This window comes from Parabacteroides sp. APC149_11_2_Y6, from assembly GCF_054506995.1.
Genome location: NZ_CP173709.1, coordinates 3,567,134 through 3,590,134, shown reverse-complemented (window position 1 = coordinate 3,590,134; position 23,001 = coordinate 3,567,134). Strand labels below are relative to the sequence as shown.

The 23,001-nt window shown below is 43.5% G+C and carries 17 protein-coding genes, 2 tRNA genes and 2 pseudogenes; 9 read left to right on the top strand and 12 right to left on the bottom strand.

Annotated features, from left to right (window positions below; translation table 11 throughout):
• Positions 1-503: 503 nt before the first annotated feature.
• Positions 504-710: pseudogene (locus ACGE0T_RS14885) on the bottom strand (carboxypeptidase-like regulatory domain-containing protein); the annotation flags it as partial.
• A gap of 347 nt (positions 711-1,057) precedes the next feature.
• Here ACGE0T_RS14885 and ACGE0T_RS14880 point away from each other — a divergent pair.
• Together ACGE0T_RS14880 and ACGE0T_RS14875 are read left to right on the top strand one after the other, a co-directional pair.
• On the top strand, positions 1,058-3,844 hold the full coding sequence (locus ACGE0T_RS14880; protein ID WP_459190480.1) for a SusC/RagA family TonB-linked outer membrane protein: 2,787 nt from the start codon (positions 1,058-1,060) through the stop codon (positions 3,842-3,844).
• A 19-nt stretch (positions 3,845-3,863) separates the two neighbouring features.
• Positions 3,864-5,366, top strand: a complete 1,503-nt coding sequence (locus ACGE0T_RS14875; RefSeq protein ID WP_459187402.1) for a RagB/SusD family nutrient uptake outer membrane protein — start codon at positions 3,864-3,866, stop codon at positions 5,364-5,366.
• Positions 5,367-5,477: 111 nt separating this feature from the next.
• Here the strand turns inward: ACGE0T_RS14875 and ACGE0T_RS14870 are convergent, their stop codons facing one another.
• The 6 genes and pseudogenes from ACGE0T_RS14870 to ACGE0T_RS14845 all read right to left on the bottom strand — a co-directional run bounded on the left by ACGE0T_RS14870 (position 5,478) and on the right by ACGE0T_RS14845 (position 8,529).
• Entirely contained in the window at positions 5,478-6,632 is a 1,155-nt protein-coding gene (locus ACGE0T_RS14870; RefSeq protein WP_459187401.1) for a 6-bladed beta-propeller, read from the bottom strand.
• A gap of 49 nt (positions 6,633-6,681) precedes the next feature.
• Positions 6,682-6,895: pseudogene (locus tag ACGE0T_RS14865) on the bottom strand (BRO-N domain-containing protein); the annotation flags it as partial.
• A gap of 148 nt (positions 6,896-7,043) precedes the next feature.
• Positions 7,044-7,116 (bottom strand) — tRNA-Gly (locus ACGE0T_RS14860).
• Positions 7,117-7,138: 22 nt separating this feature from the next.
• Positions 7,139-7,221: transfer RNA gene (locus tag ACGE0T_RS14855), tRNA-Tyr, on the bottom strand.
• Between the two features lie 59 nt (positions 7,222-7,280).
• Positions 7,281-7,760, bottom strand: coding sequence for a 6,7-dimethyl-8-ribityllumazine synthase (gene ribH, locus ACGE0T_RS14850; RefSeq protein WP_459187400.1), 480 nt, complete (start codon positions 7,758-7,760; stop codon positions 7,281-7,283).
• 79 nt (positions 7,761-7,839) lie between these two features.
• Positions 7,840-8,529 (bottom strand): tetratricopeptide repeat protein, encoded by a 690-nt coding sequence (locus ACGE0T_RS14845; protein ID WP_459187399.1) that lies wholly within the window; start codon positions 8,527-8,529, stop codon positions 7,840-7,842.
• A 135-nt stretch (positions 8,530-8,664) separates the two neighbouring features.
• On the opposite strand from ACGE0T_RS14845, the gene recF reads away from it, so the two are divergent.
• Together recF and ACGE0T_RS14835 are read left to right on the top strand one after the other, a co-directional pair.
• Complete coding sequence (gene recF / locus ACGE0T_RS14840; protein ID WP_459187398.1) at positions 8,665-9,768, top strand: DNA replication/repair protein RecF; 1,104 nt, start codon at positions 8,665-8,667, stop codon at positions 9,766-9,768.
• Entirely contained in the window at positions 9,765-10,058 is a 294-nt protein-coding gene (locus ACGE0T_RS14835) for a DUF721 domain-containing protein (protein WP_459187397.1), read from the top strand. Before recF ends, ACGE0T_RS14835 begins: the two co-directional genes overlap by 4 nt.
• Positions 10,059-10,067: 9 nt before the next feature.
• On the opposite strand, the gene ACGE0T_RS14830 is transcribed toward ACGE0T_RS14835, so the two are convergent.
• The 5 genes from ACGE0T_RS14830 to ACGE0T_RS14810 form a co-directional block, all read right to left on the bottom strand.
• Positions 10,068-10,580 carry a 5-formyltetrahydrofolate cyclo-ligase gene (locus ACGE0T_RS14830; RefSeq protein ID WP_459190479.1) on the bottom strand — a complete coding sequence of 171 codons (513 nt, stop codon included), beginning with the start codon at positions 10,578-10,580 and terminating at the stop codon, positions 10,068-10,070.
• A complete protein-coding gene (locus ACGE0T_RS14825) occupies positions 10,525-12,261 on the bottom strand; it encodes a S41 family peptidase (RefSeq protein ID WP_459187396.1) in 1,737 nt (578 codons plus the stop codon). The genes ACGE0T_RS14830 and ACGE0T_RS14825 overlap by 56 nt, the downstream gene beginning before the upstream one ends.
• A 7-nt stretch (positions 12,262-12,268) precedes the next feature.
• Positions 12,269-12,706: a dCMP deaminase family protein gene (locus ACGE0T_RS14820; protein WP_459187395.1), complete on the bottom strand. Its 438-nt coding sequence runs from the start codon at positions 12,704-12,706 to the stop codon at positions 12,269-12,271.
• 121 nt (positions 12,707-12,827) lie between these two features.
• Positions 12,828-13,637, bottom strand: a complete 810-nt coding sequence (locus tag ACGE0T_RS14815) for a hypothetical protein (protein WP_459187394.1) — start codon at positions 13,635-13,637, stop codon at positions 12,828-12,830.
• A 27-nt stretch (positions 13,638-13,664) separates the two neighbouring features.
• Entirely contained in the window at positions 13,665-15,716 is a 2,052-nt protein-coding gene (locus ACGE0T_RS14810) for a M3 family metallopeptidase (RefSeq protein ID WP_459187393.1), read from the bottom strand.
• Between the two features lie 528 nt (positions 15,717-16,244).
• Here ACGE0T_RS14810 and ACGE0T_RS14805 point away from each other — a divergent pair.
• The 5 genes from ACGE0T_RS14805 to ACGE0T_RS14785 all read left to right on the top strand — a co-directional run bounded on the left by ACGE0T_RS14805 (position 16,245) and on the right by ACGE0T_RS14785 (position 22,985).
• Positions 16,245-17,900: an ATP-binding protein gene (locus tag ACGE0T_RS14805; RefSeq protein ID WP_459187392.1), complete on the top strand. Its 1,656-nt coding sequence runs from the start codon at positions 16,245-16,247 to the stop codon at positions 17,898-17,900.
• 25 nt (positions 17,901-17,925) lie between these two features.
• Positions 17,926-19,512 (top strand): hypothetical protein, encoded by a 1,587-nt coding sequence (locus tag ACGE0T_RS14800; protein WP_459187391.1) that lies wholly within the window; start codon positions 17,926-17,928, stop codon positions 19,510-19,512.
• A gap of 97 nt (positions 19,513-19,609) precedes the next feature.
• On the top strand, positions 19,610-20,740 hold the full coding sequence (locus tag ACGE0T_RS14795) for a tyrosine-type recombinase/integrase (RefSeq protein WP_459187390.1): 1,131 nt from the start codon (positions 19,610-19,612) through the stop codon (positions 20,738-20,740).
• Positions 20,741-21,116: 376 nt separating this feature from the next.
• Positions 21,117-21,917, top strand: a complete 801-nt coding sequence (locus ACGE0T_RS14790) for a DUF6261 family protein (protein WP_459187389.1) — start codon at positions 21,117-21,119, stop codon at positions 21,915-21,917.
• Between the two features lie 96 nt (positions 21,918-22,013).
• Entirely contained in the window at positions 22,014-22,985 is a 972-nt protein-coding gene (locus ACGE0T_RS14785; RefSeq protein WP_459187388.1) for a fimbrillin family protein, read from the top strand.
• Positions 22,986-23,001 lie beyond the last annotated feature (16 nt).

Here is a 23,001-nt window from a genome sequence, read left to right as displayed (position 1 = left end):
TAATAATGCCTAAAACTAAAACATAGGTGCTTTAAAATCGAAACATATATGTTTTAAAGTTAAAATATAGGTGTTTTACCCGCGCAAATTAGTAGATTTTTATGCTGGATTATTGAAATTAGTACCGCAGGTAATTTCAATTACCCTTAGGGAAAGTGGAAAAAGGTTCCGGATAAGTATAAAAAGGCTCCATCTTAGCCTTAAAAAGAGTCCAATTTCACCTAAAATGCATCTTGCACACATATAGAGAGTTAGTATAAAAGGCTTTATTTTATAAAAATGTCATTATTTGAGGCGGATAACTTTCTTTCTGTAATAAGGTTCAGCTTCTTAATTCCTTATAGGAAGCATATTTTTATCAAGCAAATTTCTACTGTGGTGGGTACTTTCTACTTTTAGGAATCGGAGAGTTGGGGTAATTCTGAAATATGAAGGAAGCAGTGGGGTTGGAAATTGGCTTTGGTAAAAAATATCTATTATGGAGATTTCAATTATGACGTAGTTTTGTTAGAACTTGGTACATTTATATCAAATGCACCGTTAAAATCTGTAACGACCCCTGTCGTTGTTCCTTTCACTACTACAGATGCGCCAACGATAGGCTCGTTGTCTTCCGCAGAAGTAACAGTTCCTTTTACTTTCATAGTCTGTGCTGTTGCAAAGCCAATGCTAACAAGCAAACAGACCAAAAGATAAGTCACTTTTTTCATAGACATACATTTTTCTTGTTTGACATTTTAAACACTAAATATTGTTACTCTTGAGTAAATATAATAAGCAAATCTTTTATAACGAACGCTGCAAATATAATAAAAAATCATAACTATAATATAAAACAAGAAAAAATATCAATCAAAATTAAAAAAACATTATTTCGTCTTTAGACGTTTTTATGTACCTTCTCGGGTGGAAACAGGGTATCCCTGCAATAGGGAAGAAAAACAACGGATTAAAAGGATGAAAAAATAAGATCTTTTTGTAATTAACACATCCATAAATACTTATCAGAATAAATATTGATGTAACAACCTTTATTAAGTCCTAACAAAACTGAGGTATTGTTCTTAAATACCCATTACCAAGTTCTAACAAGACTTTGGTAATTTCATTCGTTGGTATGGAAACTGTGGAAGTTACGGCTAAGCCAACAATGAAAATATCCATGAAAGTAGTGACTCAGGACTTGGAAGGAGTCGTGATTGTTGCCGGTTATGGTACAGGAAAGAAAGCAGGTTCTATTGTCGGATCTGTTGCTACCATCGCCTCTGAAAAACTGAGCAATCGACCAAGTGCGAATGTTGCCGATGCTTTACAGGGACAGGTTGCCGGTTTGCAGGTGTTTACATCGTCCGGTGAACCCAGTGCCAGTGTTTCCATGCGTTTAAGAGGTGTCAGCTCTATTAATGCATCTACTACTCCGTTGTTTATTTTGGATGGTGCGCCTGTAAGTTCAGATGTATTCAATGCCTTGAATCCCAGTGATATTGAAAATATATCGGTCTTGAAGGATGCTTCTTCTACGGCTATTTACGGTTCGCGTGCTGCCAACGGTGTTGTATATATTACAACGAAAAAAGGACGAGGCAACCGCCCGACCGTAACCATTAAAGGCCAGTACGGTTTCTCACAGCTTGCACAGAACAAGCTGTCGCCGATGAATTCGGAACAATACCTGAATTTCCAGGAAATGCTGGACCCGAGTTTGAAGAATAACGCAGCCTTCCAGGCAGATAAGGCTTACACCCTGAAGCATGGTATCTATACGGACTGGCTGGATTACGTGGCAAAGAATAATGCCCCGACTTATCAGATTGATATGTCTATATCCGGTGTTACCAATACGACAAACTATTATATCTCTGCAAGTCATTTGGACCAGGACGGTATTATGCCTCGCTCCGGAACAAAACGTGAATCTTTCCGTACAAATATTGAAACAAAGCTGAATGAATGGTTGAAAGTTGGAGCGAACGTCGGTCTGGCATATCAAGCATATGAAAATACGGCATCAACAACCAATAGCTGGTATAACCCGGTAAACTTTGCCAAGTGGGCACGTCCGGATATGTCTCCTTATGAAATTATAGATAATCCGGATGGAACTATTTCTTATGGCGACCGTTTGAATTACATCAAGAAAGGCGGTCTTTATAATCCGCTTTATTTGCTGGAAAATCAGGTAGACGACCGTACGAAGATTTCCATAAATGGAAATACGTTTATCCAGTTGACCCCGATAAAAGGACTTACAATCCGTGCAGCACAGGCTATCGATGCATACGACTATCGTTATACCGGTAAAGAACTTCCGATGGAAGACCGTAATAAAAATAATGGCTATGTAGAAGAACAGTTCAGCCGTTATTCGCAGATTACATTCACGAATACTGCCGAATACAAGTTTAACATCGCCGAAAAGAACCATTTTACGGCATTGATAGGGCAGGAAGCGATTATTTCTCAGCAGAATGGTTTCTCGGCAAGAAAAAAAGGACATACGGACAAACGTCTGATGCTTATTACTGCCGGAACAACTTGGGAAAATCCTTCTGCAATGTCAAATTGGGAAGATACTTATAACTCATTCTTTGCCAATGTAAACTATGATTATGACGACCGTTATTTCTTTGATGCATCTGTCCGTACAGACGGTTCCTCTTTGTTTGGTGCAAACAACCGGTATGCCGTATTCTTTGCATTGGGCGGTATGTGGAATATGAAGCATGAAGAATTTCTGAAAGATGTGGACTTCCTGAATGAGTTGAAATTAAAAGTGAATTACGGTACTGTAGGTAACTCTGGTATTGAAAGTTATGCGGCTCTCGGATTGGTGGGAAAAGGACAGTATGCAGGAGAAACTTCTTTCGGCCTGAGCCGTGCAGCCAACGGCGATTTGACATGGGAAGTGGTGAAATCGACCAACGTAGGGTTAAGCACTCGCATGTTCAACCGGTTGTCGTTCGATGTCGAGTTCTATAATAAGTTGACCACAAATATGTTGATGGAAATACCTTATTCTTATACAACAGGTTTTACCAGTGGTTGGGGAAATGTCGGCAGTATGCGTAACAGGGGTATCGATATCAGTGCAAGTTATGACTTGATTGCCAATAAAAATATACTTTGGACAGTTGGTGCTAATGTAAACTATAACAAGAATACGATTACCGAACTGTTTGGTGGACGCGACGAATATGTAGTACCCAATACAGGTATCAAATACCAGAAGGGTGGGACATATGGTGAAATTTACTATGTGAAATGGGCAGGCGTTGACCCGGAAGACGGTTACCAGATGTGGTATGACTTGGATGGAAATAAAACCAAAACCTATTCGGATAGTTATGCTCAGTTTACAGGATGCCAGCGTTATGCACCCTGGTCCGGAGGTTTCAATACAGCCTTCAGTTGGAAGAATTTCAGTATTTCCGCTGACTTTTCCTGGGTATTGGGTAAGTATACCATCAATAACGACCGTTATTTCTTTGAAAACCCGAATTTCGGTGCCAGCATGAACCAGTCGGTTACTTTGTTGGATATGTGGACAACACCGGGCCAGGTTACCGATATAGCACGTCCCGAATCCAGTATCCACTTCGACTCTCATTTAATAGAGAATGCCTCTTTCCTTCGTTTGAAGAACCTTTCTCTCGGTTATAATATCCCGAAGAACTGGATTACAAAGACTAAGATTTTAAGTAATGCCCGCATTTTTGCAATCGCAAGAAACCTCTTTACCGTTACAAAATATACAGGTTTTGACCCGGAAGTAGATTCAAACTTGCAGTTAGGAAACTATCCTAACACCCGCCAGTTCTCTTTCGGTGCAGAAATAACATTCTAATTTGAAAAAGAAAGATTATATGAAAAAAATATTAATCATATCCGCAATGTCGGTGTTGGCAGGATTTACTGCCTGTGATATGGATAAGCTTCCGTTTGATAAGATAGAGACCAACGAGTCTTTGCAAACACTTGCCGATTGTAAGGCTTTCCGTAATGATTTGTATGCAGATTTCCGTAATTCCTTATATAACTATCTGCTGAATGTGGAAATATCTGCCGATGGTTTCAATCCGGTGGTAGGCTATAGCAATAGTTATGGCGGTAATTACCGTTGGGAACTCGAAGCATCGGATGCCAGTGGCAATTGGCAGGATAACTATTATATTATTGCCAATGCGAACCTGATGATTGAAACGGTTCCTTCTTTGATGGAGACAGCTACGGAAGAGGAAAGGGCACAGATGAACGAGTATATGGGAGAAGCCTATTTTGCCCGTGCTTTGGCCCATTTTGATTTGACTCTGAAATATTGCAAGGATTACGAACCGTCTTCCGCTGCATCGGATTTAGGGGTTCCTGTGCTGACAAAGTATGTCCCTTCTGCCGATGCGTCTACCTATCCGGCACGTTCAACCATGGAAGAAACTTACAAGCAAATCGTTTCAGACCTTGGAAAAGCTACTGATATGATAACTACTCCGGGCGAAGTTTGCTCTAACTATGTTACGGTGGATGTTGTAAAAGCACTTAAAGCACGTGTGGCATTACAGATGCACGATTGGGCTACAGCCTCTTCAATGGCTAAGTCTCTGATTGATGAAGGAAAATATTCCTTGATTTCGGATAAGGCCGAATACCGGGATATGTGGGTGAATGATAATGGTACGGAAACAATCTGGCAGACCTATATGGATATAACGGAAAAGGCAAGTGCTTCCGGTATCGGTAATTATCTGATAGCCGATACGGATGGGAAATGGGAATTGTTTAAGCCTGATTATATTCCGGAAAGCGGCATCCTGGATGCATACGATAAAGAAAACGATATTCGTTTCGATGCTTATTTTTCTAAAGAAAGATTGAATACCGGCATAGGGGAAGTCGAATTGTATCTCTGTCATAAATATCCGGGCAATCCGGATACGTATACCGGAAAGACTACCTATTATAATATGCAGAAGGTTTTCCGCATTTCCGAAATGTACCTGATTGCAGCCGAAGCATATGCAAACGCCGGTGATAACGAGTCCGCATCAAAGATGTTGAACGACTTGCGTAAGAAACGTATTGCTAACTGGGTCGATACGGATTATACGGGCAGTGCTTTAATGAGCGAGATACAGCAGGAACGCTGGAAGGAATTATTCTGCGAAGGATACCGCATCATGGACTTGAAGCGTTGGAATGTAGCTATGAAACGTACGCCGGCGCAGGATAAGAATTACATCGTCCTGCCGGATGCTCCGAATGGGGAAAAGATGGTAAAGGAAGCCGGTGATTATCGTTTTGTATGGCCGATACCGCAAGCTGAAATAGATGCCAATCCTCAGATAAGAGATCAACAGAATCCGGGATACTGATAACGATATTTTTATTATTTGGGAGTACTCCAGTTTTTAGACACACTAATTTTCGCAGGAACCGGTAGTGATACCCGTTCCTGCATTTTTTTATTCAGCTCTGTTCCTGTTTTACTTCTTATTCTTTACTAACATAATCACGGGATTTGATTCTTCATCTAATTTGGAGGTAATTTCTTTCAGTTTTCCGTTTAGCTTACCTTTTTTATTAGCCTCCATTAGCTCTGAAACATCCAGTGTTGCGTGGAATGTAATCTTATTACTTAGATTGCGTAGGAACATATTCTCCTTTCTTCCTGCATAATCATTATTGAGAAGAGTAATTTGGTATATTTTCTTTTTCTGTTTGTCATACATTAAATCAGTTGTGGGAAATCCTTCCTCTTTCTCAAAATCATATTCCTTTTTTACCGTTTGCATGAAATAGTAGCGGTCTGTAAAAACACCGGGAAACAGAAATACCTCCGGTGTCATAGTTTGCACGGAAGGGATTCTTGTCATTAAGGGGCGAATACTGTGATCCGGCTGATACAGATACACAGTATCTGCGGAAGGTTCGGCCAATATCCAGCTGTTTTGATAAGGAACGATAAAACCGTTTTGGGGAGAACTGGTCAAACTCATTCCTCCTTCCTGTTTCGCTATCACTACCGATTTTCTTTTTTCGTATGGAATTTTAATTTCTTTCATACTCCCATCCTGTTTGGATAAAAGGAAGAAGGTTTTTGCGGAACCCTCGTTTCCTGGCACACAAATCTCCTCGCATAGAAAATGCTCCTCATTATAGTGGTAGAAAACAAATATGATCATTTTATTATAGGATATGCTTCTTTTATAATTACCGTCAAAATCATATACTTGTATTTTACTTGAAAGAGGGTCGCTTACAAACATCTCGTTCTTATCCTCGTTTAAAAGGAGACTATAGATCAGCACATATTCTTCAGGGCCTTGTCCCTTATGGTTGATTTTCTTAAAAGTTTTACCTGTTATCCTATCAAAGAGTAGAATATCTCCTTCTTTTGTATTTGCCACGGCTATGAGATTCTCGCTGACATCCATTACTCTCCCTTTTACAAGAAATTCGTCGGTAGTTTCCAAAGGAATATATTCAACATCCATGAAGTCCTGAAGAATTAATTCTCTTTTCGGGTAGTTTGCCGTAACATCAACCGTAATCAGATCGTCTGCCGGTTGTTTATTTCCGCTTCCACATCCGGCCAACAGGAGCGTGAGCAGTAGTGAGATTGTAATTCTTCCTTTCATACGATTATTTTTAGAAGGTTAAAACTATAAATGCTTATTTGAGTACAATAGGTAGTTTCAGTTGGTGACAGTTTGTCACCAACTCACTGCCTTCGGCTTTAAGCCCCTGTTTGAGCTTATTCCAATATTTTCTGCCATCGACACTATCTGTAAGGATACTAACAACGTCTACTACGGAAAAAATACCATTCTTCCGTTTCGTCGTCCCATACAGTACGGACTTTCTTTTCTTCGAATATTTTGATAGCTTCTTTCTTTGTCATAGATGGTGTGGATAATATTTGTGTTTTTGTAATAAGTATGATTGATACAAAAATAGTTTAAACATGGCTGTAGAACAAATAAACGTAGACGTAAATGGAAAGGAATAGGAATAAAAAAAGGAAAACCATTTGGTTTTCCTTTTTTGAGAGCGGAAGACGGGGCTCAAACCCGCGACCCTCAGCTTGGAAGGCTAATGCTCTATCAACTGAGCTACTTCCGCAATATGTATTGAAATTAAGCAGTGGGCAGTGATGGATTCGAACCACCGAAGGCGAAAGCCAGCTGAGTTACAGTCAGCCCCATTTGGCCACTCTGGTAACTGCCCCTGTTATTTTCAATTGCAGTGCAAAGGTACGATTAATTTTGAAACTTGCAAATATTTCATCAAGAAATATCAGCCATTTTTAATGCGGTTACAGCCGCTTCATCCCCTTTATTTCCGTATTTGCCCCCTGCACGGTCTTCTGCCTGCTGCATGTTGTCGGTAGTTAACAATCCGAATATGAAAGGAATATCGTACATCAGATTCAGTTCCGTGATACCTTGTGTAACACCTGAACATACATAATCAAAATGGGGAGTATCTCCTCTTACAACGCTGCCTAAAACGATAATAGCGTTTAATTCTTTTGTTTCAGCCATATGTTTTGCGCCGAATGTCAGTTCAAAACTGCCCGGAACACGGCTAACCAATATGTTTTCCGGTTTTACACCATGTTTTTCCAAAGTGTTGCAAGCCCCTTCCAGAAGTTTTTCTGTAATATTTTTGTTCCATTCTGCTACGACAATACCGATAGACATTTCAGATCCGTCGGGAACACTGTTGAAGTCGTACTCTGATAAATTCTGATAAGCTGTAGCCATAAGTTCTATTATTAAAAGAAGAGGATGCCTTTTTATATGAGACATCCTCCAATTGTGATTATTAAAAGTAAGTGACCTCTTATTTGTTTCCTAATACAGAAGCCCGTGTGATATATTTATCAATATCGGAAGCTTCCATGGAATTGAAGTATTTTTCTTTAATCGTGCTGTATGCTTTTACGGCATCTTTATATTGTTTCAGGTCTTCGTAAGCCAATCCTGCTTTTTTCAGGTAAGTCGGGCTGATTACTTCGTTGTCTGCTTCTTTTGCAGCTTTTTCGAAATAGCTGATACCTTCTTTTACTTTACCCATGTTTACATAGCAGTCGCCAATCAAACCGGTAATAGCCGGAGAAATCATATCATCGCCTCCGCTATAAGATTTCAACAAATCGATAGCCTTCTCTGTATCTCCCAGGTTGAAGTAGCAAATACCGGCATAAGCTTTAGCCAGATTTCCGGACGGAGTGCTTCCGTATTTGCTTATGATGGTTTCAAAACCTTCATAGTCGGCACCATTTCCCTTTAAAGCCAGATTAAAAGAATCTCTGGCGAAATACTGCTCTCCCTTAAACATTGCTGCTGCGGCTTCCTTCTCTTTCGGAATCAAATATCCGTGTTTAATTCCAAACACAGCTCCAACAACAAGTGCGATAGCTATAATTCCGTAAATGATTTTCTTTGAATTGTTTTCAATGAACTGTTCCGATTTCGAAACAATTTCTTCTACTTCTAACTCCTTGTTGGTGTCTTTTTCCTTAGTAGCCATAATGTTTTATAGTTGTTTTATTATTTATCTCAATTTATGCCTGTGGCAATTCAAAGCGCAAAAGTAGTTTTTTTTACTGATATAATCTACATTTAGAAGTATATTTTTTAATTTTGTCCCACTAATATAGTGCTGATGATACTAAAGAAACTCTCTATACTCAACTACAAAAATATTCTTCAGGCAGAAGTTTCATTCTCTCCGGAAATAAATTGTTTTTTCGGTAACAACGGAATGGGGAAGACGAACCTGCTGGACGCCATCTATTATTTGTCATTTTGCAAGAGTCATGTGAATACGGCTGATAGCCAGATTATAAATAATGAACAGGATTTGTGCGTCATACAGGGCAACTACGACTATGAGGGAAAGGAGGAAGAGATATTCTGTGCAATCCGCCGTCGCCAGCGTAAGCAGTTTAAGAGGAATAAAAAGGAATACGATAAACTTTCCGAGCATATCGGCTTGCTGCCTCTGGTAATGGTTTCTCCTGCCGATTCCGAGTTAATCCTGGGTGGGAGCGAGGAGCGACGCCGTTTTCTGGATGTAATCATATCCCAGCAGGATAAACAGTATTTGCATGCCCTGATACAATATAATAAAGCCTTGCTCCAGCGGAATACACTGTTAAAAGACCAGTGTATGGACGCTTCCTTGTATGAGGTGCTTGAAATGCAATTGGATATGTACGGGAAAACGGTTTATGATAAACGCCGTTCCCTGGTGGATGATTTCACTCCCATATTCAATGAGTATTACCAGACAATCTGCCAGTCGAAAGAGCAGGTGGGATTGCGTTATGTATCCCAACTGGAAAAAGGGGAATTGTCCGGAATGTTGCAGGCCAACCGCGAACGCGACCGTATCCTGGGATATACCTCTTCTGGTATTCATAAGGACGAGTTGGAAATGACATTGGATAACTACCTGATTCGCCGTGTCGGTTCGCAGGGACAGAACAAGACATACCTGATAGCACTGAAACTTGCCCAGTTTGCTTTCTTGTCACATCGTGGACAAACTACTCCGGTACTTTTATTGGACGATATTTTCGATAAACTGGATGCCAACCGTGTGGAGCAGATTATCCAGTTAGTCGGGGGCGACAGTTTCGGGCAAATCTTTATTACCGATACCAACCGTAAGTATCTGGATGCAATCCTGCATTCCATTAACCATGATTATGCTTTGTTCCGGGTGGAACAGGGCGAAGTCCAACCAATGGGAGATAAAGAATGAAACGTAGAAACGCACAATCCATAGGGGAGGTAATCCGGGATTTTTTTGAAGATAACACCGAATTATACGAGCAAATCCTTCAAATCCGTGTAAAACGGGCATGGGGAGAAGTGCTCGGGCCGATGGTGCTGCAATATACCCGTAATATATATGTAAAGGACAGGATATTGTATGTCTCTCTCAATTCATCAGTATTGCGTAGCGAGTTGGTGCTGTGCCGCGAACGTTTGGTAAAGAGCCTGAACCAGTATGCAGGCTCCTGTGTGATAGAAGATATAGTGATACGTTGACCCAGCAGATCACACGGTTTCCTTTTCCGTAACAATCAAATCCATTTTCTTGTCGAAAGGCTCTACCGGAATCTGGTCTTTTAGCTGGAAATCATAACAAATACCTATTTTCGGCACTTGCAGTGTGGAAAGTAGCCGGTCGTAAAAACCTTTGCCTCTTCCCAAGCGGTTCTTTTTGCGGTCGAAAGCCACACCGGGCACAATAATCAAATCGATTTCGCTTTCAGGCACACTGTTTTCGCCGGTAGGTTCCAGTATCCCGAAGGAACCCGGTTTCAGGGAGTCTTTGCCCGTATAAAGAATCAGGCGCAAATCATCGCCGTCCACAACGGGCAGCAGGATTTTTTTCTGTTGATACCATTTCTCTATCAGCCCGGCGGTTTGAACTTCGCCGGGGATAGCATGATATAGAGCTATACATTCAGCTTGCCGGAAAAGACTGCACGCTTCCAGCCGCTCCATGATTTTAGCAGATGTCTCTTGCAACGCAGTTTTCGTATATGAGCTCTTTAAGGAGGCCATATCCCGGCGTAGCTGTTGCTTGGCTTTGTGCAACTCTTCCATCTTTTACGTTACTTTTATTTTCTAATGTAGGAAGCGATTTTCCGTCTTCCAATACCTTGATTGCGCGTTTCAGTGTTACGTCATCATTCTGGAACACAGGATAGAAACCTGCTTCGTCGAAGAAATTGCGAATGATGTATGATTGCAACTGTTTCTCAATCAGCGGCCCGGATATATTAATCAGAGTCGGACGTTTTTTTATGCCTTTGGTTGCTGCAAAGTTTGTGAAATCGCTAAGCAAAGGTTGTTGTTTCAAATATTTGTATAAATCCTGATACGTTTTGAACGACGAAAGCTTATCGTAATTCCTGTCTGAATATTGCAAGGCATACAAATTAATCAGTCCGGCATTGAATACGCTTGTGAAATAAGAAGTCATGCCGCTCGTATCCCGCGGGATGAAAATATCCGGCATGATACCGCCGCCGCCGTATACGGGGCGCCCCATCAAGGTTTCGAATTTCTCCGTATTATTTTGTTTGATACTGTCGGCAGAGTCGAATTCCCCGTGCATAAAACGGTTATAAATGTCCTGTTCATAATCGTTGTCGTTGCCTAACTCATACTTTTTCTGGATACAACGTCCGGAAGGTGTATAATAACGGGCGATTGTCAGGCGGATTTCAGAACCGTCACTCAATTTGATAGGAGACTGGACAAGTCCTTTTCCAAAGGTACGGCGTCCGATAATCAGGCCACGGTCGTTATCCTGGATAGCGCCTGAGAAAATTTCACTGGCAGATGCGGAAAATTCGTCCGTCAGTACAACAATCGGTGCATCTTGGCAAGTGCCTGTTCCGTTGGTATATACATCATTACGCGGGAACGATTTACCTTCCGTATAAACAATGAGGCGTCCTTCCGGCATAAATTCATTTATCATATTGATAGCAGCCTCCATGTAGCCGCCGGTATTACCGCGCAGGTCAATGATGAAGGAATTGCAGCCATCCTGTTTCAGTTTGGCTATAGCCGTAATAAATTCGTTGTAAGTGGTACGTCCGAATTTGTTAACTTTGATATAACCGATACCCTTGCTTACTTCATAAGCTACATCCACCGAATTGACAGGTACATCCCCGCGGGTTACGTCAAAGTAAAGTAGTTCCGGTGTGTTTTTACGTTTCACGCCCAGTTTTACCGTACTGTTCTTTGCTCCGCGCAATGTTTTCATAATAACTTCCTGATTGCTGCCATTACCGGCAAACAAGGAGTCGTTGATGGTGATGATGCGGTCGAACGGACGCAATCCGGCTTTTTCCGAAGGACCGCCCGGGATCACATTTATTACCAGTATCGTATCGGTCTGCATATTGAAAGATACGCCGATACCACTGAATGAGCCTTCCAGGTCTTCGTTAACCATCTGTGCATCTTTGGCAGGGATATAAACCGAATGCGGGTCCAGTTCGCTGAAAACTTTAGGAATGGCATCTTCTACCAGTTTTTTCATGTTGACGGTATCAACATACTGCTCATCGATAATATCGAGGATTGCATTTATTTTGTTTCCACTGGAATAAATATGACGTTTCCCTTTTGTAAGGGAGAGGTAGTGGTTACCGATAAAAATCCCAAGAGCTACACTGAGAGCAATAATTACAGGCAGCCATGTGGCTAACCTTTTATTTTTATCCATAAAACGTTTATTTATCGTTTAAATCAATATAATCTATAATAACACCTGCACGCATTAAAAGTTGGCAACCATCTTCCACCCTGTATTTTTCCGAATATACCACGCGCTTGATTCCGGATTGGATAATCAGTTTGGCACATTCTATGCAGGGAGCCGAAGTAACATATATAGTCGCTCCGTTGCTGCTGTTGGACGAAGCCGCCACTTTGGTTATCGCGTTTGCTTCAGCGTGTAAAACATAGGGCTTGGTCACATTATTTTCGTCTTCGCATATATTTTCAAAACCGGATGGCGTACCGTTGTATCCATCGGATATAATCATTTGGTCTTTTACGATCAATGCTCCTACCTGGCGCCTTTTACAATATGAATTTTCAGCCCATACGGCTGCCATTCTCAGATAACGTTTATCTAATTCGAGTTGCTTATCTTTTTTGTCGCACATCGTTTTCTGATTTTATTCCTTTATAAACAGCACAAAGGTAATATAATTGAGGGAATTATATACTGTATCCGCATTCCTTTTTAACGAATGCCTTATTATTGCGGAGATTCTTGTTCCTGGACTAATCAACAGTGGAAACCAAGGCCAAATCAGATTCTTGCTCTAATGCATCCTTTATTTCTTTCGCTCCTTTTTTTACAGTACATAATGATATGTTTTCGCCTTTGATTTCATCTATGCGGACTTTACCGATAAGATCCCTGATTGTTTCTCCGGCCACCTTTTTCTCAATATATACATTAAAGTATAAGTCTTTACGTATAGGGGCATTGCTTCCTACAGTAATATATACTTTTTTCAGTTTGTCTTTTTTCATTTCGGCTATTTCGGCAATTTTTGCATTGACTGGGAATAACTTTTCAAAATAGCGGCGTATCTGTCTTTGGACAGCTCCAAGGGCATATTCCGTGGAGTTGTTTAATGCCTTGTCGGAATAGCTGTAACCTTCGGTGCTGAGTTTGCTGACATCTATTGATACGCCATCCGACACGCGAATCAATTCTACGTTATACGACAAGTGGTCTGTCATACTTTGTGTTTTGTTGGTCGCGATGTTCTCTATGGCCTTAATCAGGTTTACAGCGTCCGAAGCGTTGTGGTTGTCCATTTTACATTTGAATATAAAGTTCGCGTTTGCCTGTTTGGCAGCATTCAGTATGGATGTCTGGGTAGAGTCTGTCGACGAATCGATAATATCCACACGTTTGGACCAGGTAACTCCGTCAAGAACCGCAGCTCTAAAAGAGGGTAACAGTTGTCGTACATCCTTGCCCGCATATTCGAACGGGGCGACAAATACAACCGGTTTTTGTGCTGATAGCATAAGGGAGAAACAGGTTAATGCCGTTAGTAAAATGTTTTTTCTTTTCATTGTAGAGTGTATTTTTTATTAGGTTTTTTATTGTTTTATCCCGTTCCGCTTCAGCAAAGCGTCTATGGTCGGTTCCTGGCTGCGGAAGCGTTTATAGAGAATGTCCGGGTCTTCCGTTCCGCCTTTGGTAAGAACGTTATCGCGGAAAGATCGGGCTACGTCTTTGTTAAATATGCCTGCGGCTTTGAATACGGAGAAGGCATCGGCATCCAGTACTTCCGCCCATTTATAACCATAGTATCCGGCAGAATATCCCCCTGAGAAAATATGCCCGAAACTGCTGCTCATCAATGTTCCGGGTATTTCGGGCAGGATAACGGTGTGTTTCCATGCCTCTTTTTCAAAAGCGATTACGTCGCCTTCAAATGGAGTGGTCTGCGTATGCCATGCCATATCCAGAAAGCCGAAACTCAACTGGCGGCAACAAGCATATCCGGCATTGAAGTTGGAGGCATCTATCAGGCTTTGTACCAATTCTCCGGGGATTTTTTCTCCAGTCTGGTAGTGGACGGCTATCAGGTCGAGAAACTCCTTTTCGGTCAGCCAGTTTTCCATCAGTTGGGAAGGGAGTTCTACAAAGTCGCGATATACATTCGTACCGGAAAGGCTGGCATACGTGCCGGCAGCCAGCATGCCGTGCAAGGCGTGCCCGAACTCGTGGAGCAGCGTGTTCACTTCATCAAAAGTAAGTAATGACGGTTTGGTGTCGGTCGGACGGGTAAAATTCATCACGATAATAATCTGCGGGCGGCTGTCATCTCCGTTCTCTTCCTTATACTGTTCTTTTACGCTGTTCATCCAGGCACCCGATTGTTTTCCGTCGCGTGGGTGGAAGTCTGTATAAAGGATGGAAAGGAATTTCCCGTCGGAGTCGTAAACCTCATAAGCGTTTACTTCCGGATGGTAAACCGGGATGGTTTTATTTTCTTTGAATGTAATGCCATACAGGCGGGTGGCAAGGTCGAACACCCCTTTCTTCACATGGCTTAATTCGAAATAGGGGCGGGTCATTTCATCGTTTACTTTAAAACGGATGTCTTTCAGTTTCTCTGAATAATAACTCCAGTCCCACGGCATAACTGTAATGTTTTCCTGTTCCGTTCCCATGGCAAAACCTTGTACCGCATTATATTCGTTTATGGCAACCGGCTTGTAAGCTGCCAGCAAATCGTTTAGCAGTTTATATACGCGTCCGGGTGTTTTTGCCATTGTATGTTTCAGTTTGTATTCGGCATAGTCTTTGCATCCCATCAAACGGGCTATTTCCAGCCGGATATTCACTATTTTACGGATAATCTCCTTGTTGTCGTATTCATCTCCTTTATTGCCGATACTCATAAACTCCCTGTACATGGCTTCACGTAGGCTACGCACGGCGGAATAACGCATAAAGGGGATATAGCTTGGAGCGGAAAGGTTAAACATCCATCCGCTTTTTTCTTTTTCTTTGGCGCGGAGAGCTGCTGCTTCCCGGATACTTTCGGGTAGTCCTTCCAGTTCTTTTTCATCCGTGATAAGCAATTCGTAACGGTTCTTGTCCTTTAAGGCATTCTGGTCGAATGTAAGTTGCAGGAGGCTGAGCTCCGTGCTTAATTTTCTGTATTTCTCTTTGTCTTCCGGGTTTAGATTAGCACCTCGGATGGAGAATGCTTCAAATGTTTCTTCCAGCAAACGCGCATCTTCAATGGATAGTTGTAGCTGGTCTTTTTGCTCGTATATATTTTTTATACGGGTAAACAATTGTTCGTTTAGGTAAATGTTATTTGAAGACTCCGATAGTTTGGGGGATATGCGTTGGGATATATCCATCATTTCATCATCGGCTTCGGCACTTAATACGTTGAAGAATACCGAACTGACCCGCTCCAACAGTTTTCCACTGCGTTCCAGGGCAACAACAGTGTTGTCGAATGTCGCAGTTTCTTGGTTGCAGGCAATTTTCTGTACTTCTTCATCCAATTGGCGGATGGCTTCATCGAAAGCCGGTTCATAATGTTCGATACGTATCTTATCGAAAGGGGGAGTGCCAAAAGGTGTATTATAGGTGTTTAATAACGGATTATCAGTTATTTGTATCATATTAATTGTTCTGTTTATGTTATTTCTAAATGGAGTGCAAGTTATTAAAAAATTGCGGATTGTACAATTCCCCCGTTGGGCTCTGTTTTTATAGGTTCCTTTCTTTATTTGTAGGTATGTTTTTCCCGGTTCATAGTTATGGTTTTGGAAAATCATAACTATGATTTTCCAAAACCATAACTATGAACCGGAGAATATTATATAATTTATACCTGTATTATCTTAAACGGTTTGCGTTGATATATCAATTGTTTTATATCGGATAATTACTAATCCTTGATTCTCCAGACAGCCGGAACAATTAAATAATACTAATTAGAATCTTCTAATAATCTTCAAAATCATAGTGTTTACAGGAGTTTCGCCAATAAACTGTTTCTGATTGACAGACTGTATATTAACCTCGGGCTATGCAGAGCTGAACTTATTTCTGTTCCTATACGTTCCCTATATAGACGAAGTCGTTAGAATCGTCACATTTCAGTTGGTAAATGTGGCATATTGTTCCACTTTTAAACATTTACGAATGTGAAAACTTTATTTATTTTTATGCTTATTTTGATTGCATTTTATTCCTGTCAGGTGGATGATCCAATCAATATTGAAGATTCACCGGTTGCGGCCGGTAAGGGCAATGATGCCATGGATGTAACTACCCAACCGGGTAGCTACCTGATTTGGCTCAATGGAAAGAGTACAGAAACGAAGAAGATCGCAGATGAGCTGCAAACTGTGAACCATTATGACAAGATGTTGTCTTTTAACGATTTGCCCGGAGCTGATAAGTCGGCTACACTGGTTACAATGGCTGGAGACACTCTGAATGACCTGACTGTCGTTGGCAATGCAGCTGATTTTATTGCGGGTGCTTATACTCCTGAAATGATACAGGATATTCGTCATGACCGGCAAGGGGTAATTGTGATTGCCAATGACGGTAAAAGCGAAGACCTGAAGGCGCAGATGCTGAAGCTTTTCGGACTTTATGTAGATAAGGGATATTATAAAGCCAGCTTCCCGCGTGAGCAGCGGTATGCTTATTATGATGTAAATGACCCGGATGCTTTGAAGAAACTTTGCGGTACGACCGGGCTTAATCCTGATACACGCAGTATGGTTTCTTCTCCCGGACCTACGGATGACCCGTCGGCGCCGGAAGTAACCGCACGGGCTTTGCATGCTATGAAGAAAATATATATCAGCAACCGCTTTTATGTTTATACCAGCGATTACAAGTATCACATGACGGGGTATGAATCGCTGTTGCCTTATACGGCAGAAATACGGAATTACGTCCCGCGGGATGACAAAAAGTATGATGGGATGGTTGACAGGGAATGGACCATTGATGCTTATAACCTGCGTATCTATGCTCCAACCAATGGAGATAATATGATTGCCGTCTATAGTTCGGGAGGCAACGGATTTTCCAACAGGCTCGACAATTCGTTGGTGTCCCTGAACAATCCGCCTATGTATGAAGTCTGGGCTTTAATCTGGGGACTGCGCAATAATGCTTATACGAAGATTAATATCCGTGACGACCAACATTCGGTACTGAACCTGAAACTGGTTGATTTCGCGCCTGGCCTGCCGGAAACAGAAAGTACCATCGGTCATTCGTACAACAAAAGCGTAGGTTTTGATTTGGGAGCAAGTCCTGTATTGAAGGGGGATTACCGTTGGGGGAAATCCATAACGTACCAACTGGCGGAAATGACCCGTGAAGTGGCACGTACGATCACCGATCCCGAAATGGATTTTTGCTGGAAATGGTATCCCGAAACCCTTTTCCGGGGGAGTAAGGCGATGAAGGAGAATGGCATGATTGATGGTGCTGCCATGATTTCGCCTGCATGGTACGAGATACTCTATGACCATGTGGCGGGCACTCCGGGCACGGACAATGTTTTTTGCGATTATGACAATGATTTGCAGTTTAACCAGAACTTGCTCAACTATCAACAGGAGTGTGCCATCACCGCCCGTACGACTGGTGCGTCGGCTGGTGTGGTAGCAGTTGAAATTACCGATGGAATGACGTTGCAGCGTGGAGGGGCCTGGTTCACAAGCTGGGTAAAAGCGGTATTGCATCCTCTGCCCAGTAGCAGCGGCACAGCCTACGATACAACGGTAGATGTACATAAAACCACTACGGTATGGATTGACTATAATAATTGGTAAAACGAACCATTAAAAAGAGATTGGGATGAAAACAAAAATAGTATATGGATTACTTCTGCTTTCCTGCCTTTTTTTAGGGGCATGTGTGCAGGATGATATAACCGGTATCCCGGGGACGGATGAATGTAACGGGCCGAAGAAAGACGTCGTCTTGATTCGTATGGGAACTGGTGATGCGGAAGTGGAAGATATTGCTTCACGCTTGTTTAACAACATACCTGTTTCCTGGGAGATAGGGGAGAAGACTATCGTTGATTACGATAAGATGGCAGATCCTGCGGCGGAATTCAATGCCGATATCAAGAATCCGGATATCTATGTTACGGTTATATTGGACATCAACGATGTTGTTTCGGGTAAATATCCGGTATCTTTATTTCGTATGTTGAAATTCTATAAGCGGGATTTTTATGTCATTGCGGCCGGGGAAGCCTTGATGCAAAAAAATGAAATGCTTTCTTTGATAGGGGTATATATGGAACCGGGTTATTACGGCATCAATTATGACGATGTGCAGCACTATCGTATTTTTCCTTTGGCCGACCCGTATGCCAAAGAAAATATGATAGGTAAGGGAGTCGCTTCTTTCGGCCGGAAGTTGCAGGCCTGTCCTGTCGGTACGCTGCCCGAAGGCATCGGGCCGGATCCCGGATACAATGCGCAGATGGCGGATAAGGAGGCTTTGAAGCGGATAGAAATTTATAATCGCGTCTATGGTTATGCCCGGGGGAATATGGACTACTCCATGCAGGCGGTTCCCTATAAGATGAGGGAGGGCGCTGCGCCGGATGTGATGATAGACAATGTTTGGTCGATAGATGCCTATGACTTTCAGATATACAGTAAAAACAATAATTGTATATTGAGTGTGACAAACACTGGCGGCAACGGTTTTACGGCCAATATCAAAGACTATACGACTCCTAAGGGTGTCAATGTTTATGCATATATCTGGAATCTGATGCGGGAAGCATCCTGTGAAGTGACCATTCATTCAGACGGAGGCATCTTCCGTGAAATCAGCTATCAGCCGCAAACGGTGAATCATGGGGCCGGCTATACGGAGAATTCTTTCTGGAAAGTATCTGTGGAGGTGTCGCCTGCCCAATTGGCAGACGAGCCTTGGGAGGCTTTTAAAGTATCGTTCGGCAAAGAATCATCCACTGATATATCCTACAAAACCCTGTCCATGGACTATTCCTGCAAAGGACAATCCGGCAGCGGGCTGTATAGCAAACTTTGGCAATTCATTCCGGGTGAATTTTACGACAGGGCGGAAGCTTTTGTTTACGAAACAAGCGAGGGAAAGCGCTGGATCGACGCTCAGCAGGCAATGACCCCCAATTATGTGACATGGGGAGGCAGGACACTGCGGCAGAACTACCTGGACCACATCAACAACAGCATGAAATTGCATCAACAACAGTGTATCTATTCTCTTGAGGCCGACGCACAACCGGGAGTGGTTTCTGTGACTGTCACCGATGCTATGAATCTGCAAAAGAGCCGTGTGCATTATAACTGTGGTATCCGTTATGGGCATGATTCGGTTAAGGCGGATATTCAAATGTCGAAGGTGGTCTGGATTGATTTCAGGCAATGGGACAATTAAGAAAAGAGTGAATTAACCTGGTATTTGTGCGGTTCTTTCTAATGAAAAGCGTCTATCTTTATCCCTTTTCATAACGATTTTAACAGGTATGATACGAATGGGAAGACAAAAAAAGGAGAAAGGGAAAGGACAAGCGGTCCTGTTGGAGGAGTGGTTGAACCGGCTGGCGGCAAGGGTACGTGCAGCCGGTCATGCACATACGGCTTCCAATTATGAGAGTGCTTTACGCTCTGTACAAAAATATTTGGGTACGGATGCCGGAGGTTTTCCGCTTTCGGAGGTAGGGCCAAGCTGGGTGGAAGGGTATGCCGCCTACCTGAAAACCCGGCATAGCCTGAAAGCGGGCAGTGCAAACTGCTATTTTCGCAACCTGCGTGCGGTGTATAACAAGGCGGTGAAAGAGGGGATAATACCTCCTCCCGGAACTTCCCCTTTCTGCGGAGTATCCATCCCGGTGCCCCCTACCGCCAAGCGTACGCTTTCGGTGGAGGATATGCGGAAAATCGTGGAAGCCGGATTGTCTGCCGGTCTGCCGTCCGGCATGAAAAACAAGCTGTCCCGTGCGCGGGACAGCTTTTTATTCCTCTTTTATGCACGCGGCATGTGCTTTGTGGACGTGTTCAACCTCCGGAAGGAGAACGTGCATGGCGACTATATCGGCTACAGCCGCAGCAAAACAGGGGTGGCCCTGCAGGTTAAAATTACCCCCGAGATGAAGCAGTTGATGGAGCGTTACGAAGAGACCGGTAGCCCCTACCTGTTTCCTTTCCTGCGCGAAAAGTTTCGCGGCAGCGGGGACGGTGTCTGTTGCAAATCCGCCCTGCGGCGTATCAACAGGCATCTGGGGAAGCTGGGCGGCATGCTCGGTATCAGCAATCTGGTCACCACCTATTCGGCACGCCATACCTGGGCATCGCTTTTGGAATCGTGCGGGGTCAATACGGCGGTCATCAGCCAGGGACTGGGGCATAGCTCGGAACGTGTGACGCGTATTTATATGAAAGGGATGCCTTCGCACCTGCTCGATGGGGCAAATGAACGGATGCTGGACTGTTTTTTGCGGGGCAAAAAGAAAAAAATATGGGATATAAATAAAAAATGTCCCCTTCTTTGTAAGAAAGGGACATTTCATAAACCAAGCCCCGTATATACTTTGTTAATCAGAGCTTATACGGTTGCAAATGTACAAGTTATTCCGACAAAAACAAACAAATCCAATAAAATGTAAACAGACTCTAACGCCTATTATTTAATAAATAACTTTCGACAAAACTGATTTTATCTAAAAGTTGATTTCTAAAGTCTTGTATTTCAGCCAAGATTGCATTGCCATTATCCGTTGTCCCTTTCTTACAAAGAAGGGGACAAAATGGAGGATAACAGAAATGACAATGACAAAGACAAAGACTCAAATCCCCGGTAAAGGTATTGCTGAAGATTTTGCTGTTACAGCAGGCCGTATTCGCATACGGCTGCATGTAGGGGCCCGGGCAGTTGCGCCCTGTTCCGCATGCCTGCGAAAGCATAAAATAGCGCTATGTACTGCTTTCGCTGGCATGCGGAACAATTCCCGGTTATTAAATATCTTTTAAAACTTTATTCACATGGCTAAAATTCAAACAATTCCCAAATCCAGATTACGAAACAACGAATGGCTGGCGGCAGGACGCGCCATCGAACTGCAAATCCAGATAGCGGGCGCAGCCGTATTGGGCGTAACCGCCCCTTTTGAAAATTACAAAAGGGCCCTGCAAGCTTACGACGACAGTCTCGTAAAACTCACCAAGAGCGCACTGACCGTCGAAATGGCCGCCGCCGATAAAAAACGCGACTCCCTCCAATCTGCCATCCTCGACCAGATACGCACGTTTGCCAACCATTTCGACGCCGGCAAGCAAACGGCAGCACGGCGCCTGGTTCCCTTTGCCGACAAATACAAAAATACCACCCAACTGAGCTTCAACGACCAGACCGGCATGACGGAAAACTTCATACAGGCTGCCGGGGCGGATACGATGAAAGCGGATTTCGAAACCCTCGGCCTGATCGCGTGGATCGGCGAACTCAAAATAGCGAACGCCCGATGCGCCGCCCTCTCCGATGCACGCCGCGTGGAATCCGGCCTGCGCAACACCCCGCAGAAATCAGAAGAGACCCGCCCGGCATTCTACGCGGCCTATGATGCACTGGTGGAAGCCCTCAATGCCCTTGCCCTGGTGAACGGCGACAGCAAATACCTGGAACTCTTCACGTGGTGGAACGCCATGATAGACGAATACCGCGTATCCGTATCCCTGCGCCTCGGAAAAGGCAAAGGCGGAAAAACCGACGGCGGAAGCAGCAACCGGCCTAACCCGGATGCGGGTGGGGGCGGAAGCGACGGGGACAAACCGGAGGAGCTTTAAGCAGTTGACAATTGACAGGTGACAGGTGACAATTGACAGGTGACAGGTGACAGTTGGCAGTTCGATTGATGATTTTTCACGTTAAAATAATATACAATGAAACAGTTCAAATTCTTTTTCCCTTGCCTCTTGCTTTTGGCATCTTGTACGCAGGATGCTGCTTTGCAGGAGAAGGAAGCCTTAGAAATCAGGTTAAGCGCGGGTATTGGCAGCCTGGAGGCTTCCGGGGCTACCCGCGGTGTGATTAACGAAGATTATGCCAAACAGTTGGATGTATCTTTTGCCCGTATCGACCAGACAGGGGCTACTTCTTGGCCCGCTTACACCGGCATAGCCACTCCTTTGGCGGCGACCCGGGCAGGCGGCGCCGGACAGCAGAATATCTCTTTTACGAAGAAGCAGTTTTACCAGAACGGTGAGACGGACAATGGCACGAAGCTGATTGGCTGGTATCCCAACACTGATACATATACTAACGGGACGGTCGCTTTCGACATCAGTAAAGGTACTGTCGATGTGATGCTTACGCCTGAAGTAACGGGTAACAAAGCGGAAACGGAACAGTTTGGCAAGGATGGCCATACCTTCACCTTCAACCATCTGTTGACCCAGGTAACGGTGAAAGCCTTCGCCTCGGTAGACGGCACAGCTGCCATGTGGGGCAAAGTGACTTCCGTCAAGGTGAAGGGCCAGCCTACCACATGCACCGTTACGCTTCCGGGGCAAACTCCCACCGCATGGGGTTCTACTGCGCACCTTTTGCTGAAAAATCCGGAAAATGACACAGACATGGCCACTGTCGACCTGAACGGTTCGTCGGATACCAGCCCCGTTACCCTCGGCTACGCCATGTTTAAGCCGACAACAACACCTTCGTTGACGCTGGAAGTAATCACCGAAAAGGGGGGTACGCGCGACGTAACGGTTACCTTGCCCGGCAATACCGGGACATTTGCCGCCGGCACAGCTTATACCGTCACCTTGAACTTCAAGTCTACAGAAGTAGTACCTACCGCCAGCATCTCCGCCTGGCAGACAGGGGCTTCTATTCCTACAGTCGATTTATAACTATAAAAGAGAGGAA